The following is a 15,291-nucleotide window of genomic DNA, read 5'->3' as shown; positions in this document are numbered from 1 at the left end:
AGTAGTCTCAACAGGTTCCGTTACTTCAGGAGTAGTCTCAACAGGTTCCGTTACTTCAGGAGTAGTCTCAACAGGTTCCGTTACTTCGGGAGTAGTCTCAACAGGTTCCGTTACTTCGGGAGTAGTCTCAACAGGTTCCGTGACCTCAGGAGTAGTCTCAACAGGTTCCGTTACTTCGGGAGTAGTTTCAACGGGCTCCGTTACTTCAGGAGTAGTCTCAACAGGCACCATTACTTCAGGAGTAGTTTCTTCAGGTTTAGTAACTTCCAAATTGGTTTTCTCAGATTCTGTCACCTTTGGTAAATTAATTTTTTGTCCTGGAAAGATTAGATCTTTATCATGAATTTGAGAATTTACATTTAGTAATTCAAGAAAATCCACGTCTAATTTCCTGGCAATATCCCATAATGTATCGCCAGAAAGTACGGTATATTCATTCATAGTATCAGGCATGTTAATAACTTGGTCGGGATAGATTAAGTCTTTATTCGGAATTTGATTATTAACTTCTAAAAGTGCTTGAAAATTAACATAATTACGTTCCGATATATCCCATAAGTTATCACCAGATCTTACTGTGTATGTTTCAGCAAAAGTTGACATGGGGCTTAACAAAATGACTGATGTCATCGTAAGGGCTATCTTTATTTTCATATAATAAAATGTGCCTCCAGTATTGTTTAGGTATATTATCAACTAATGCCTAGGAATACTAGTTTAATAATATTTATTCGCATATAAACAAACAATCTATTTAACAATTTAAATAGTAAACTTTTGGTTAACCATATTGAAGGTAACATTAAAGAGAAAATTCAGTCAAGTTTTATGCAAATATTGTCGAATAATGACGAAAAATATCCATGTTCTCCCTAAATTGGTACCGTTCTCGAGAAAGACATAAGGATGAGACTGGACAGTAATAAACTAATGCACTGGGAATTGGAATTAAGTGAAGAAACAGATCAGCAACTAAGTTTATCATTTAAAAGCATACAAACGGATGATTGATTGTTTCAATGAAAGATGAACAACTAAAATGAGAATTTGAGATGACTAAATTACTACAAGAAGAGATTTCAATGGAAATTGGTGAGGGAATACTTAAATACCAATATAGATTGTGAAAGGGAGTAAAAAGAATAATTCTACGAACTAAAATTCCTATCCGAGTATGTATATAATTCCCGAAAACGCTTGAGAAGTTTTATAAAACCTTAAAAGGGATAGATTTAGTCAGACTTTAACCTCCTTATGCTTATAATGTGGGTTTTGTTTTATTTGATAGGCTATTGTATTCTGAAATGTCTGTTATTAAACTTATGTTATATAAGAATAATAATTTCCTTAAGAGAGTTGAGAGGCATGAAGAGAAGTCGGACAATTATATCAAAGTTAATCGGTTTAGGACTACTGATTGTGTTTTGCTGGTCAGGAATTTATTTGTTTCAATATGCAATGGATGAATATCAGATGTATAAATTGGAGAAGCAGCTGGATCAAGATAAACACAAGGTCATATCAGAAGAGACAGGTAATGCCGATTTTACTAAATTGGTAGAGCTGAATGACCAATCGGTTGGTTGGATCACCATTGATGGAACAGCCATTGACTACCCTGTTGTACAGGGTGATGATAACAGTTACTATTTAACGCATGATTTTAACAATAGCTCGTCCATTCAGGGAAGTATTTTTATGGATTATCGTAATCAGGAAGGGTTTGCAGACAATCATATCATTCTTTATGGACATAATATGAAGAACGGTACGATGTTTCATGATTTGAATAAATACAAGGATGAAAACTTTCTTTACGAGCATAGATATATAAACTTTTATGGGAAAACGGGCTATTATAAGTGGGAGGTTTTTTCTACTTATAACACAGATCCAGATTTTAATTATATCCAAACTGAGTTTGGAACTAGTGAACAGTATCTTGCTTTTATAAACCAATTACAATCAAGGTCAGATTTTAGCTATAAGAAAGAACCATTGACTGATAAGGATAAGGTTTTAACGCTCTCAACGTGTAGTCAAGGCTTAAAGGACGGAAGAAGAGTGGTCCATGCAAGACTTATAGAAGAAGGAGTATATGCAGAGCAACATTAATATTTCAATAAAAAGGAGGCAGCTCGTATAAGCTGCCTCCTGATTATTATTAATCTTCAAAGCCTGCTTTCATTGTATCAGGATGAGATCCGGAACGGCTATCCTCGTTAAGCTGATCGATTCTGTCCATTTCCTCAGGAGATAGTTCAAAATCAAACACTTGAGAGTTTTCAATGATACGGTGTTCTTTGATTGATTTTGGAATCGTTACAACGCCATGTTGAAGATCCCATCGTAAGATGACTTGAGCAACTGATTTATTATGCTTTTCAGCAATTTCTTTGAGCACTGGATTGTCCAAAAGCTCTCCTCGTTTTAATGGAGACCATGCTTCCAATTGGATTCCTTCTTTTTTACAGAAAGCACGCAAGTCTTCCAATGTTAAATGAGGATGGAATTCCACTTGATTCACCATTGGTTTAATTTCAGCGGTAGAAATTAAATCCTCAAGGTGATGAATCAGGAAGTTGCTTACACCAATTGCACGAACGCGTCCATCTTTGTAGAGTTTTTCAAAGGCTTTCCATGTTTCTTTATATTTATCCTTACCAGGCCAATGAATTAGATAAAGATCCAAGTAATCCAAGCCTAGCTTTTCCATGCTTTCATCGAAGGCTTTTAAGGTAGATTCATATCCTTGTTCACTATTCCATAACTTTGTTGTAATAAATAAATCCTCGCGTGGCACACCTGATTCTTTGATCGCTTGGCCTACGCCTTCTTCATTACCGTAAATGGCAGCTGTATCAATGCTGATATATCCATTTTGGATGGCTGCTTTAACAGACTGGATAACCTCTTCACCTTCTTGAACTTTAAAAACGCCCAATCCAAGCCATGGCATTTCAACGCCATTATGTAAGGTGACTGTATCTTTGAGATTTGTTGGCATATCTGAATCCTCCTCTGTCTAATTTGGTTTTTTCTAACTATTCTTTTATTATAAAGGATGACTGTTCAACTTAGTTAATAGAATGAATTCTTATTTTTTCCTTGCTGCTTCAGCCTTTTCAATATACATCTTTGCGATTTCAGTAATCTGATCGTAATCTCCTGTTTTGGCCGGTGCTAACAGATTGCCGCCGACTCCGTTTTTGGGGTAAGAGTTCAGTCATTTGGGGCTAAAAATCAATAAAAAAACATTGAGGCTCGCCTCAATGTTTTTAATTCTATTGCTTCATTAAATCATTAAATTGCTTGTATTGAATACTAACTTCTTGCTTCGGTGGAGCGGTCAGTAAGCTGACAATGATGATGGCAAGTGTGCTTGCTCCAAAGCCAGGAATCATTTCATAGAGTGTATCAGAGAGACCTATGCTAGACCAAATAATAACAGTCAGGGCTCCCACAACGATACCTGCCAATGCTCCCCATTTATTCATACGTTTCCAGAAGAGACTTAACAGGATGAGCGGACCGAATGATGATCCGAAGCCTGCCCAAGCATAACCAACCAGTTCAAGAATCGTTGAGTTCTTTTCCCAGGATAAAAATAACGCGACAATCGAGACAATTAAAACGGACAATCTTCCCAAGAAAACAAGTTCTTTATCAGATGCTGATCGTTTGAAGAATGTTTTGTAAATATCTTCTGTTAACGAACTGGATGTAACGAGAAGCTGCGAAGAAATGGTACTCATAATGGCAGCTAAAATAGCTGAGATTAAAAATCCGGTAATGATCGGATGGAATAATACTTCGCCTAAAACGATAAATACTGTTTCCGGGTTATCCAATGGAGTGCCTGCTTGTGAAAAATACGTAATCCCGATAAAACCAGTCAGCATCGCACCAATGATGGAGAAAATCATCCATCCCATCCCGATGCGACGAGCCTTTTTAATTTCTTTAACAGATGAAATAGCCATAAAGCGGACAATGATATGAGGCTGGCCGAAGTAACCAAGTCCCCAGGCAATGGAAGAAAGGATGCCTAGTATCGTTGTTCCTCTGAAAATATCTAATAAGGCAGGATTAATGGATCGTGCTGTATCAATGGACTCTCCTAATCCTCCCACTTCAATGAGAGTGACGATTGGAACGAGAATCAGTGCAACGAACATGATGATTCCTTGTACAAAGTCAGTCCAGCTGACGGCAAGAAATCCTCCGAACAAAGTGTATGCTACTACTACCAGTGTAACAACTATTAATCCAGTATGGTAATCAAGTCCGAATGTACTTTGGAAAAGTACACCGCCGGAAACCATCCCCGATGAAACATAAAAGGTAAAGAATACTAGAATAACAAGTCCAGAAATTAAGCGAAGTATCTTTGATGTATCACCAAAGCGGTTCTCTAAATAGCCAGGTATTGTAATCGAATCATTGGCTATTTGTGTATACGTACGCAGTCTCGGAGCTACATAAATCCAGTTCGCCCAGGCTCCTATCGTTAAACCGATGGCAATCCATGCTGCGCTAAGACCGGATAGATACATAGCTCCGGGTAATCCCATTAACAGCCAGCCACTCATATCAGCCGCCCCTGCACTCAAAGCTGTTACGGCAGGTCCGAGTGTTCTGCCGCCAAGCATATAATCAGATAAATTCGATGTTCTTTTATAGGCAAAATATCCGATTCCGAGCATTAAAATCATATAAATAATGACTGATGTTAATAATGCATAATCCAACTGTGCTCCCCCTTTATCTCTTGTCTAATTTGTCCTGCACTTTCTACTTATCATTTAGAAGTAAAATCGTTTATTTAGTTTATCAGAAAAGTCAAAATAATTCACTTTATATATATAGATCAAAAACTCAAGATACTGAATATATAGCTTTTAGATGAATGCTTATATAATTAACGCTTGTACTAGGGCATTTTATAACTAGCACCTAAACAAGTGAAAAATAAAAATAATGATGGGATGGGAGAATAGGAGAAACCTCTTATTCTAATAAAAAAAAAGAAAAAGCCGATAGCGGCCAGCGCAATCGGCATTTATTTTTGATCAGTTTCTGGAGAATCCTTTTTCATCCATTCATCGGCCCATTTTGCAATGGATTGCATCATAGGCTTCATGGCTTCTCCTGCTTCTGTTAAGGAATATTCAATTCGGACCGGCGTTTCCGGATAAACTTCGCGTTTGACAATCCCTTGTTTTTCCAATTCCTTTAGCCGTTCAGATAGTACTCGCCCACTGATACCAATTGAGGATTCCAGCGTACAGAAACGCTGAGGACCGGATTGCAGTTGATAAATAATTAACCCTGACCAACGGCGGCTGAGGATATCCATAGCTTTCTCAAATTTAGGACAAATGTGAGATTGATTCATATTACATCACCCCTCTGGTCTATATTATATCGTATTATTGAAAAATCATATAATTATTTATAGGAAATAATTTACTTGATATAAATTTATTACTAAAGTATAATTACTTACATAAAGTAAGTTATGTACTGATTAAATTATAAAAAAACAAAATGCCATTTGGGAGAGAGTAATATGAACTTTCATCAGAAAACAAATACGTTTGTGAAAAGTCTTGAATTGAAGATACTTAATATGGAAAGATCGCTCGCCTTTTACGAAAACATCATTGGTTTTAAAGTGCTGGAGAAAGAGGAGAATCGTACAGTTTTAACAGCTGATGGGGAAACACCATTATTAACTTTGATTCAACCTGAAAATGTTATACCAAAAGAGGCACATAAAACCGGGCTGTACCATTTTGCTTTATTGTTGCCTTCACGTGCAGATTTAGGAAGCTTTTTGCATCATATTGCAAAAATTAATTACCCATTGGGTGCTTCAGATCATCATGTTAGTGAAGCACTATATTTACAGGATGTTGATGGGAATGGAATTGAAATTTACGCAGATCGCCCAGCTTCCTCATGGATATGGAAAGACAAAGAGGTTCATATGGTTACGGAGCCTTTGAAGGCAGAAGAAGTATTGGCAGCAGGAGAAGACACGATGTGGAAAGGCCTTCCGTCTGATACGGCAATGGGGCATATTCATTTGCATATTGGCAATCTTGAACTGGCGGAGGAGTTTTATTTCCAGGGATTGGGATTTAATGTAGTTACTCGTTATGGAAATCAGGCATTGTTTTTGTCCACAGGTGGCTACCACCATCATATCGGTTTAAATGTATGGAATGGCAGGAATATACCGGCTGCTTCAAAAGAAAGTGTGGGACTCCAAACATTCACTATTCATTATCCTAATCATGAACAAAGAGAAGAAGTGATTTCACGTTTGAATAATATAGGTGCTGAAGTTCGAGAAGAGAATGGAATTTGGGTAACAACAGACCCGTTTGGTTTATCTATTCGGTTATCTGTCTAAATAGATTTTAGTATGTATAAAAACATTGGGGAGGAATAAATCATGACAAATACAAATGAATTTTTATCAGCAATTGAAAAAAGACGTTCACTGTATGCGATTAGTAATGAAAAGGTAATTTCTGAAGAAAGAGTAGAGGAGATTGTTAAATTCGCCGTCAAGCATACACCATCTGCCTTTAACTCACAAAGCGCAAGAGTAGTCGTATTATTTGGAGAACAAAGTAATAAGTTTTGGAGTATCACAACTGAAACATTACGAAAAGTCGTACCTGCCGAAAATTTTGGTGGCACTCAGGAAAAAATGGATATGTTTAATGCTGGATATGGCACTGTACTCTTCTTTGAAGATCAATCGGTCATAGAGGGGCTGCAGTCACAATTTGATCTATATGCAGATAAATTCCCTATTTGGTCTAATGAAGCCTCCGGAATGCTGCAGCTCGTCGTTTGGACAGCTCTTGAAGCGGAAGGATTAGGAGCTACACTTCAGCATTACAATCCGTTGATTGATGAAGAAGTGAAGGCAACCTGGAATATACCTGCAAGCTGGAGATTATCCGCCCAAATGCCATTTGGTAAACCAGTTGCTCCTGCCGGTGAAAAACAATTCAATCCAATTGAAGATCGTGTGAAAGTGTATAAATAAATCAACTAAAAAAGACGCTCCATTTTTAGTTAACTCCAAAAGTTAGATTGTATATCTACCTTGAGGCGCTAAAAGGTGAGCGTCTTTTCAATTAATTTCTATCGCGATACTCTCTCTTTAGTTCGTTTTGAAAACGATCGAGAAATACGCCAATCAGGAAAAATGCGATTAATATAGAATAGAAGGTTTTAAATACTGCCTGGACAGATACCGGACTCCAAACAGTCGACCAGAAAGTGCCTTCGCCAATAAATCCATAGGCAAGTATTAAGATATGTAATGCCAACCAAAAGAGGCTTAGAGTGCTCGTATTCGAGCGAATAATGACTGCTATTATGCTAATCAGTGCTGCTATACACACTACGAAAAGGATGGGGTTAATAGACAACCATTCTATAGATAAGAGTTCAAAAATCAATAAACCAATCAAACATAGATGTACAAAATAGGTCATAAAATAGATGAATGGCCTTCCATTAAGTTTAGAAAGAATTAAAAGTACACCGGCCGCGAGTACAAGAGCTCCCATTAAGGGGGCATTCCATACGAAGAACATCATTAAACTGCCAAAAATAAATCCAATCATATTTATGTAATTTACTTTATATAACCAATCGGTAAACATAATCATGTCCCCCTCTATCACGGGTTTTGAATCCTCTTATTTGATTATACCCTGCCTGCGGTGAATTTAACTATTATCTCCTTGTTAGTTATTGTGAAAAAAAGGTGGTTATGGTAAAGTGATAGTATTGATAAGACCGTAATTAGGAGGTATTTGTTCGTGTTGCATACTACGCTCATGGTATTATTGGTTATCACATGTATTAGTTTAATTGTTGTGGTCTTACTGCAATCCGGTAAAAGTGCAGGTTTATCCGGCGCAATTTCCGGTGGTGCTGAACAGCTTTTTGGTAAACAAAAGGCCAGAGGACTTGATTTATATTTACACCGCGCTACTATTGTTTTATCCGTATTATTTTTTGTTTTAACCATTTTGGTTTCTTTCTTTGCAAAGTAATAGTGCGAAAACAAACATTGCCTGGCAGCTTTGCCAGGCTTTTTTTGATGTGTAAATCGTTCTTATTAATAGCGTTTTGTTCCTCTGACATCGTAAACTAATAGTACATAGTATAAGTTTTAACAAAGGGAGATTTTTTATATGAAATTAACTCAGCCAAAACCATTTACATTTGAGGGAGGAAACCGGGCAGTCTTATTGCTTCACGGTTTTACAGGGAATAGCGCTGATGTGAGGATGCTAGGCCGATATCTTGAAAGCAGGGGATATACATGCCACGCACCGCAATATAAAGGGCACGGAGTACCTCCTGAGGAATTGGTAGAATCCGGACCAATTGATTGGTGGAAGGACTGTATGAAAGCCTATGATCGATTGCGGGCAATGGGCCATAAGGAAATTGCGGTAGCAGGCCTTTCATTAGGAGGGGTATTTTCCTTGAAATTAGGTTACACTGTACCTGTTAAGGGTATCGTAACCATGTGTTCACCTATGTATATAAAAAGTGAAAAAGTTATGTATGATGGGGTACTTGAGTATGCCCGTCAGTATAAAAAGCGTGAAGGTAAAAGTCAGGAACAAATTGAGGAAGAAATGAATCGTTTTCGTCCAATGAATACCCTGCAAGCCTTGCAAGAATTGATTGGCAATGTAAGAGATCACGTGAATCAAGTGGATGTCCCGCTTTTTGTTGCTCAGGCACGCCACGATCATATGATCAATACTGACAGCGCTAATATTATCTATAATTCTGCAAATACTGAACAAAAAACATTAAAATGGTATGAGGAATCAGGCCATGTGATAACACTGGATAAAGAACGTGATCAGCTTCATCAGGATGTCTTTGCGTTTTTAGAGAGTCTTGATTGGGCAAATTAATAGATAGATTAATGATAAAGGAAAGAAAGGAGGGGTTTGTGATGGATGACATGATACGTCAACATGTAGAAAAGCTATATTCTTATATGAAAGAAGAAGCTTACAAACCCATGACCGTACAAGAATTAGAGGCAGCAATGGGGGTAGAAGACTCCGGGGATTTCAAGGATTTTGTGAAGGCTCTTGTGTATATGGAGGAGCATGGTCAAATCGTGAGAACTCGTTCTGATCGTTATGGACTGCCAGAACGTATGAACCTTGTAAAAGGGAAGGTATCCGGTCATGCTAAGGGATTTGCTTTTGTGCTACCTGAAGAGAAAGGCTTGGATGATATTTTTATTCCTCCGCATGAGTTAAATAATGCGATGCATGGTGATATTGTTATGGTCCGTGTCTCTTCACAGTCATCAGGCCAAAGACGGGAAGGTACCATTGTTAAAATCATTGAACGCGGTGTCCAAAATGTCGTAGGGACATACACGGAAACAAGAGGGATTGGTTTTGTAATCCCAGATGATAAAAAAATGGCTAATGATATCTTTATCCCTAACGAGGCGAAGAACGGTGCCGTTGAAGGACATAAAGTAGTTGTTAAAATAACAAATTACCCAGAAGGCAGAATGTCGGCAGAAGGTGAAGTTATCACGATCTTAGGGCATAAAAATGACCCGGGTGTTGATATTTTATCGATTATTCATAAGTTTGGTTTGCCAGGAGAATTTCCAGAAGATGCGTTAGAACAAGCTAATCAAACACCTGAAGTCATAGATGAAAAAGATCTGGCCAATCGTCGTGACCTTAGAAATGAAACGATTGTCACGATTGATGGTGCGGATGCGAAGGACTTGGATGATGCTGTTACAGTAACGAGACTTGATAATGGAAATTATAAATTGGGTGTACATATTGCCGATGTTTCTCATTATGTAACCGAAGGATCGCCAATTGATAAGGAAGCGGCAGAGCGTGCAACAAGTATCTATCTCGTGGATCGAGTTATTCCGATGATACCGCATCGTCTTTCAAATGGGATTTGTTCATTGAATCCACGTGTTGACCGTTTAACATTATCATGCGAAATGGAAATTGATTCTGAAGGAACTGTTGTTTCCCATGAGATTTTCCAGAGCGTAATTAAAACAACGGAGCGTATGACGTATTCAGATGTGAATGAGATTCTTGTTGATAAGAACGAAGAATTGATTGAGCGCTATGAACCGCTTGTTCCAATGTTTGAGGAAATGGAAAAATTAGCTGAAATTCTTCGCGAAAAAAGGATGCGCAGAGGAGCCATTGATTTTGATTTTAAAGAAGCGAAAATCCTTGTTGATGAGAATGGAGAACCAACCGATGTTGTTCTTCGTACACGTTCTGTTGCAGAAAAATTAATTGAAGAATTTATGTTGGCAGCCAACGAAACAGTAGCTGAGCATTTCCATTGGATGGACGTGCCTTTCCTTTATCGGATTCACGAAGATCCTAATGAAGAGAAGCTGAGAAAATTCTTCGACTTTATCGTGAACTTTGGCTATATCGTTCGTGGTACAGCCAATTCCATTCACCCGCGTGCTTTGCAGGAAATCATTGAAGCAGTACAGGGAAAACCGGAGGAAATGGTCGTATCGACAGTCATGCTTCGCTCCATGAAACAAGCAAAGTATGATCCTGAAAGCTTGGGACACTTTGGATTGTCGACCGATTATTATACTCACTTTACATCACCGATCCGCCGTTATCCGGACTTAATTGTCCACCGCTTAATTCGTACGTATTTAATAAATGGGGAGCTAAGCAAAGAGACGCAGGAAAAATGGAATGAAAGACTTGGTGAGATTGCGCAGCATACTTCCTCAATGGAAAGACGCGCGGTTGATGCTGAGCGTGAAACAGATGATCTGAAGAAAGCTGAATACATGGAAGATAAAGTTGGCGAGGAGTTTGACGGGATTATTAGCTCTGTCACAAACTTCGGTATGTTTGTTGAGCTTTCCAACACAATTGAAGGTCTTGTCCATGTCAGCTACATGACTGATGATTACTATCATTTTGACGACCGTCAATATGCGATGATTGGTGAACGTACAGCTAAGGTTTTCCGAATCGGAGACGAGATCACCGTAAAGGTCATTAATGTAAATAAAGATGAGCGTACCATTGACTTTGAAATTGTTGGGATGAAAGACAACCGTGAACGAGTTTCCGGTGAAAAACGTATTTTTAGAGCAGAACCGGGTAAAAACCGCAGCAAGGATTCTTCCAAACCACAGGGAGGAAATGGAGACAAGCGCGGTCCGAAAGGCCAAGGCAAAGGTAAGCCTGGAGAAAGCTCCGATAAAAAAGGCCCAAGAAAGAAAAAGAAGTTTTACGAAAACGCACCGGCTGCCAAGCGCAAATCCGGTAAGAAGAAAAAACGATAATAAGCAGAGGAGAGCTGACTTATGTTGGCTCTCTTTTCTTTGTGTTAGATTTGTGGTTATATTTACCATGCTGAGGTATATAGATAAAAAAGAATTGATGATATAGAAAAACAGCTTGTCTAGTCATAATACTGTACAATAGACAGTACAATCTATATAATACATATGTATTTAGTATGAATTAAAAGGGGGAGAGATTGAATTGGATACGACCTTAGTTATTATAAATATTCTTATTTTGTTAGCATTAGTCGGTGTACTTTTCTATATGCAAAAGAAACATGTTTCTTTTGCAAAACGAGTATTTACAGGTCTTGGATTAGGAATTCTTTTAGGTGTATTCCTTCAATTGGCATTTGATCCTGAGAGTGCTGTATTGGCAGATACAAAAAACTGGTACAGTATTGTTGGAACAGGGTATGTTAGCTTTTTGAAAATGATTGTCATGCCTTTGATCGTTGTGTCGATTATATCGGCTATCATTCGCATAAAAGGGCAGGCTGGAGTTGGTAAAATCAGTTTCTCCATTATCGGAATTCTGGTATTAACAACAGCTATAGCGGCAGCTGTTGGAATTGGCAGTGCCTTAACGTTTGATTTATCAGCGGACCATCTTGAATCTGGCGAAGCAGAAGAGGCGCGTTCTGCTCAATTAGAAGAAACTATGGTTCAAGTAGAGAACCAAAGCTTTCCGGAACGTATTTTGCAGGTCATCCCAACAAATCCGTTTCTTGATTTGACTGGCCAACGACCTACTTCTACAATCGCAACTGTTATTTTTGCAGCGTTTGTTGGAATTGCGGCAATTGGTGTTAGAAGAAAGGCACCTGCAGAATTTGAAACATTTGAGAAAATCATTAATGCCTTATATAAAATTGTCATGCGAATCGTTACGTTGATTCTTCGTTTAACACCGTATGGTATTTTAGCGTTAATGGCTACAACCATTGCTAATACAAATGTACAAGGAATCATTGAATTATCTACATTTGTTATTGCTTCCTATGTAGCATTAATCGTGATGTTCCTGATCCACTTAGTTATATTATTCTTTAGCGGTTTAAATCCAATGCAATATGTTAAGAAAATGGGTCCATTACTTACGTTTGCTTTTACATCCCGGTCCAGTGCGGCAGCTATTCCTATTAATATAGAGACTCAAACCAAACAATTTGGTAACTCTGAAGGGATTGCTAACTTTTCTTCTTCATTGGGAGCGTCTATTGGTCAAAATGGATGTGCAGGAATTTACCCGGCTATGCTGGCTGTAATGATTGCACCTGATCCGCTAGATCCCGTTTTCCTTATTCAATTAGTCATCATTGTAGCTATCAGTTCATTTGGTGTAGCTGGTGTTGGCGGAGGAGCTACCTTTGCCGCATTAATCGTATTATCCAGCATGAACCTGCCAATTGGTATAGCTGCCTTACTGATCTCTGTAGAACCATTAATTGATATGGGAAGAACAGCTCTTAATGTCAGCGGTTCAGCAACAGCAGGATTAGTAACCGGCCGTATGACAGGCGAATTGAACAAAGAAGTATACAATGGTAAAATGGTTGAAATGAATTCACTTGAAGCATAAAAGAGTAAGGAAGAATGCGTAATTGTTGCATCTTCCTTTTTTCTTTAAGTCCGCATCCCATTCCTGATGGAAGGATAAGAGGACATTTCAATCGAATACTAAAGGTATGGAATTTAGCGAAATGGAGGAATACTAGAATGAGTAAGATTACGATTCAAACAGCTAAAGCACCGGCCGCAATCGGGCCATATTCTCAAGCCATTCGAGTGAATGGGTTTATTTATACATCAGGCCAGCTAGGATTAGATCCTGAGACGGGCGAATTAAAAGATGGTGTGAAGGAACAAACTCACCAAGCATTTAAAAATATTCAGGCCATTTTAAACGAAGAAGGCCTTGGTTTGGACCAAATTGTGAAGACAACGGTCTTCCTGAATGATATGAATGATTTTGCAGCAGTTAATGAAGTATACGCAACCTACTTTACCGGCAGCTTTCCGGCAAGGAGTGCGGTAGAAGTAGCGCGGCTTCCAAAAGACGGACTTGTAGAAATAGAAGCCATTGCTGTAGTATGATAAAAGGAGAGCCTGATATTCTGGGCTCTTTATTCACCTAACCCATATAAAGAGAGAGGGGGCAATTATATGCCAAAAGGTTCAGGAAAGGTAATCGGCCAAAATAAAAAAGCGTACCATGATTACTTTATCGAGGAAACCTATGAAGCAGGAATTGTTTTGCAGGGAACTGAGATAAAATCGATTCGAAATGGTCGTGTGAACTTAAAGGATTCATATGCAAGGATTATTAATGGGGAAGTATTCTTAATGGGAATGCATATTAGCCCATATGAGCAGGGTAACCGCTATAATCACGACCCATTGCGTGTGCGTAAGCTACTTTTGCATAATAAGGAAATCAGTAAATTAATTGGTTCCACAAAAGAACAGGGATATGCACTTGTTCCATTGAAGCTGTATTTAAAGAACGGTTTTGCAAAAGTTTTGATCGGTTTAGGTAAGGGTAAAAAGAATTATGATAAACGTGAAGACTTGAAGAGAAAAGAAGCAAAGCGTGAGATCGAACGAGCGTTCAAAGAACGTCAGCGTTAAGCTTTGACTGGTACTCTCACCAAGTTCTTACAATTGAATTTCATATTCATTATGTTATAATTACTTATGTACCACAATTGAATAGAAGCAACGCTCAAAGTACGCTTCTTCATTTCGTACGATCCACATTCTTATCATGGGGACGTTACGGATTCGACAGGGGTAGTTCGAGCTTATGTTGCGAGTCGAGGGGATCGGCCTCGTTAAAACGTCACAGCCTATAACTGGCAAACAAAACAACAACTTAGCTTTCGCTGCTTAATAACAGTCGATAAGCTGTTCCTCCCTCCATCGTCCATGTGGTAGGGTAAGGGACTCAACTTTAGTGGACTACGCCGGATCTCACCGTCTGAGGGAGAAGGAAGAGAATAACCAGACTAGCTGTCCGGACGCCTGTCGATAGGCATAAGGCACAGCGAATTGCCAATATATCGACTACACTCGTAGATGCATAAGTGCCGTTATCTTTGGACGTGGGTTCGACTCCCACCGTCTCCACCAAATACATAATTTTGGTGGTTTTTGTTTTATATATGACTATTACTTTAAGCATAAAATGGCACTATTGCCATTTTATGCTTTTGTATATTCAATGCCATTTTATGCTTGTGTTAATGCGAAATAAGAATAGAAAACGAAGATTAAAGACAACTGTTTAGACTAAGGACAGTTGTCTTTTCACATTTATAAAGACTTTTCTTCGCAAGATCCATAACTCTCCTTTAAGGGGTTCCGCTTGGGAGAGAAAATTACAAATGTCATCAATAATAGCTGGCAAATTCTCAAACGAATAAGTTCTGTCATATTCAATGTTTATATCATTGTTTTATATATTGTTTATCCAGTTTCCAATGAATTATCACAGCCATTGGTCCTAAGGAAAAACAGTTAGAAGATGAATCGTGTGTACTGTAAGTAAAATTCCCTTTTTTACCAAAAATACCTATAAAAGGGGTTATGGTATGTTAAAATTAAAAATAAATCAATGTTTTTGCAACCCTAATAAATAAGATAACATATTTATCCCTCCTATTTTAATAACATTAATTAAGGGAATAATTATTGTTAGGGAGGTATGAATATGAGTAATTTTAGAATTTATGTCGAAAAAGATGATAAATGGATTGAACTTGGAATATATTCTGCAGAAACGGGTGAAAAGGCGTTAGAATATGCTTTAAAATCAAATGGGATTTTACAGTATTATTCTACTGAGGAACTGGAATTCGTTAACTTGGAATATGAAGAAATAACCTAAAGATATTGGG

15 protein-coding genes and 1 other RNA gene are annotated in these 15,291 nt (G+C 38.1%); 11 read left to right on the top strand and 5 right to left on the bottom strand.

Going from position 1 to position 15,291, the window contains the following annotated elements; all coding sequences use genetic code 11:
• Positions 1 to 654, bottom strand: a 654-nt coding sequence (locus AC4BHP_RS12505) for a LysM peptidoglycan-binding domain-containing protein (RefSeq protein ID WP_490552550.1), incomplete at its 3' end; no start/stop codon positions are given.
• A 711-nt stretch (positions 655 to 1,365) separates the two neighbouring features.
• On the opposite strand from AC4BHP_RS12505, the gene srtB reads away from it, so the two are divergent.
• Complete coding sequence (gene srtB / locus AC4BHP_RS12500) at positions 1,366 to 2,115, top strand: class B sortase (RefSeq protein ID WP_180349981.1); 750 nt, start codon at positions 1,366 to 1,368, stop codon at positions 2,113 to 2,115.
• Between the two features lie 49 nt (positions 2,116 to 2,164).
• Here srtB and AC4BHP_RS12495 read toward each other — a convergent pair whose 3' ends face one another.
• The 3 genes from AC4BHP_RS12495 to AC4BHP_RS12485 all read right to left on the bottom strand — a co-directional run bounded on the left by AC4BHP_RS12495 (position 2,165) and on the right by AC4BHP_RS12485 (position 5,398).
• Positions 2,165 to 3,007: an aldo/keto reductase gene (locus AC4BHP_RS12495; RefSeq protein ID WP_139892220.1), complete on the bottom strand. Its 843-nt coding sequence runs from the start codon at positions 3,005 to 3,007 to the stop codon at positions 2,165 to 2,167.
• A gap of 277 nt (positions 3,008 to 3,284) precedes the next feature.
• Positions 3,285 to 4,751, bottom strand: a complete 1,467-nt coding sequence (gene putP / locus AC4BHP_RS12490; protein WP_139892221.1) for a sodium/proline symporter PutP — start codon at positions 4,749 to 4,751, stop codon at positions 3,285 to 3,287.
• Positions 4,752 to 5,062: 311 nt separating this feature from the next.
• A complete protein-coding gene (locus AC4BHP_RS12485; RefSeq protein WP_139892222.1) occupies positions 5,063 to 5,398 on the bottom strand; it encodes a winged helix-turn-helix transcriptional regulator in 336 nt (111 codons plus the stop codon).
• Positions 5,399 to 5,572: 174 nt separating this feature from the next.
• Between AC4BHP_RS12485 and AC4BHP_RS12480 the strand changes: the two genes are divergently transcribed.
• Both AC4BHP_RS12480 and AC4BHP_RS12475 read left to right on the top strand, forming a co-directional pair.
• Positions 5,573 to 6,421: a VOC family protein gene (locus AC4BHP_RS12480; RefSeq protein WP_490552546.1), complete on the top strand. Its 849-nt coding sequence runs from the start codon at positions 5,573 to 5,575 to the stop codon at positions 6,419 to 6,421.
• Between the two features lie 42 nt (positions 6,422 to 6,463).
• Positions 6,464 to 7,069 carry a nitroreductase family protein gene (locus tag AC4BHP_RS12475; protein WP_066106273.1) on the top strand — a complete coding sequence of 202 codons (606 nt, stop codon included), beginning with the start codon at positions 6,464 to 6,466 and terminating at the stop codon, positions 7,067 to 7,069.
• Between the two features lie 91 nt (positions 7,070 to 7,160).
• On the opposite strand, the gene AC4BHP_RS12470 is transcribed toward AC4BHP_RS12475, so the two are convergent.
• A complete protein-coding gene (locus AC4BHP_RS12470) occupies positions 7,161 to 7,694 on the bottom strand; it encodes a hypothetical protein (protein ID WP_490552543.1) in 534 nt (177 codons plus the stop codon).
• Positions 7,695 to 7,871: 177 nt separating this feature from the next.
• Between AC4BHP_RS12470 and secG the strand changes: the two genes are divergently transcribed.
• From secG to AC4BHP_RS12430, 8 genes are all read left to right on the top strand, one after another.
• Positions 7,872 to 8,090, top strand: a complete 219-nt coding sequence (secG, locus tag AC4BHP_RS12465; protein ID WP_373925489.1) for a preprotein translocase subunit SecG — start codon at positions 7,872 to 7,874, stop codon at positions 8,088 to 8,090.
• A 141-nt stretch (positions 8,091 to 8,231) separates the two neighbouring features.
• Positions 8,232 to 8,972 (top strand): alpha/beta hydrolase, encoded by a 741-nt coding sequence (locus tag AC4BHP_RS12460; RefSeq protein WP_490552541.1) that lies wholly within the window; start codon positions 8,232 to 8,234, stop codon positions 8,970 to 8,972.
• Positions 8,973 to 9,013: 41 nt separating this feature from the next.
• Complete coding sequence (gene rnr, locus AC4BHP_RS12455; protein ID WP_490552539.1) at positions 9,014 to 11,389, top strand: ribonuclease R; 2,376 nt, start codon at positions 9,014 to 9,016, stop codon at positions 11,387 to 11,389.
• A gap of 202 nt (positions 11,390 to 11,591) precedes the next feature.
• The gene (locus AC4BHP_RS12450) at positions 11,592 to 12,974 is read left to right on the top strand and encodes an L-cystine transporter (RefSeq protein ID WP_148630672.1); all 1,383 of its coding nucleotides are present in this window, start codon (positions 11,592 to 11,594) and stop codon (positions 12,972 to 12,974) included.
• A 137-nt stretch (positions 12,975 to 13,111) separates the two neighbouring features.
• Positions 13,112 to 13,489, top strand: a complete 378-nt coding sequence (locus AC4BHP_RS12445; RefSeq protein ID WP_066106287.1) for a RidA family protein — start codon at positions 13,112 to 13,114, stop codon at positions 13,487 to 13,489.
• Positions 13,490 to 13,558: 69 nt separating this feature from the next.
• Positions 13,559 to 14,023: an SsrA-binding protein SmpB gene (smpB, locus tag AC4BHP_RS12440; protein WP_066106290.1), complete on the top strand. Its 465-nt coding sequence runs from the start codon at positions 13,559 to 13,561 to the stop codon at positions 14,021 to 14,023.
• Positions 14,024 to 14,161: 138 nt separating this feature from the next.
• Positions 14,162 to 14,524, top strand: a transfer-messenger RNA (tmRNA) gene (gene ssrA, locus AC4BHP_RS12435).
• Positions 14,525 to 15,104: 580 nt separating this feature from the next.
• Positions 15,105 to 15,281 carry a hypothetical protein gene (locus AC4BHP_RS12430; RefSeq protein ID WP_490552536.1) on the top strand — a complete coding sequence of 59 codons (177 nt, stop codon included), beginning with the start codon at positions 15,105 to 15,107 and terminating at the stop codon, positions 15,279 to 15,281.
• Positions 15,282 to 15,291 lie beyond the last annotated feature (10 nt).

It is taken from the genome of Pradoshia sp. Z4_20, assembly GCF_058216035.1.
The sequence above is the reverse complement of the archived record's forward strand: the minus strand, read 5'-3'. Positions and strand labels throughout refer to the sequence as shown.

Bases quoted from the DNA above. Each gene is read 5' to 3' on its own strand.
- AC4BHP_RS12460 (WP_490552541.1), top strand. From the start codon at position 8,232: ATGAAATTAACTCAGCCAAAACCATTTACATTTGAGGGAGGAAACCGG.
- AC4BHP_RS12430 (WP_490552536.1), top strand. From the start codon at position 15,105: ATGAGTAATTTTAGAATTTATGTCGAAAAAGATGATAAATGGATTGAA.
- AC4BHP_RS12470 (WP_490552543.1), bottom strand. From the start codon at position 7,694: ATGTTTACCGATTGGTTATATAAAGTAAATTACATAAATATGATTGGA.
- AC4BHP_RS12495 (WP_139892220.1), bottom strand. From the start codon at position 3,007: ATGCCAACAAATCTCAAAGATACAGTCACCTTACATAATGGCGTTGAA.
- srtB (WP_180349981.1), top strand. From the start codon at position 1,366: ATGAAGAGAAGTCGGACAATTATATCAAAGTTAATCGGTTTAGGACTA.
- secG (WP_373925489.1), top strand. From the start codon at position 7,872: ATGGTATTATTGGTTATCACATGTATTAGTTTAATTGTTGTGGTCTTA.
- smpB (WP_066106290.1), top strand. From the start codon at position 13,559: ATGCCAAAAGGTTCAGGAAAGGTAATCGGCCAAAATAAAAAAGCGTAC.
- AC4BHP_RS12485 (WP_139892222.1), bottom strand. From the start codon at position 5,398: ATGAATCAATCTCACATTTGTCCTAAATTTGAGAAAGCTATGGATATC.
- AC4BHP_RS12445 (WP_066106287.1), top strand. From the start codon at position 13,112: ATGAGTAAGATTACGATTCAAACAGCTAAAGCACCGGCCGCAATCGGG.
- rnr (WP_490552539.1), top strand. From the start codon at position 9,014: ATGGATGACATGATACGTCAACATGTAGAAAAGCTATATTCTTATATG.
- AC4BHP_RS12475 (WP_066106273.1), top strand. From the start codon at position 6,464: ATGACAAATACAAATGAATTTTTATCAGCAATTGAAAAAAGACGTTCA.
- AC4BHP_RS12480 (WP_490552546.1), top strand. From the start codon at position 5,573: ATGAACTTTCATCAGAAAACAAATACGTTTGTGAAAAGTCTTGAATTG.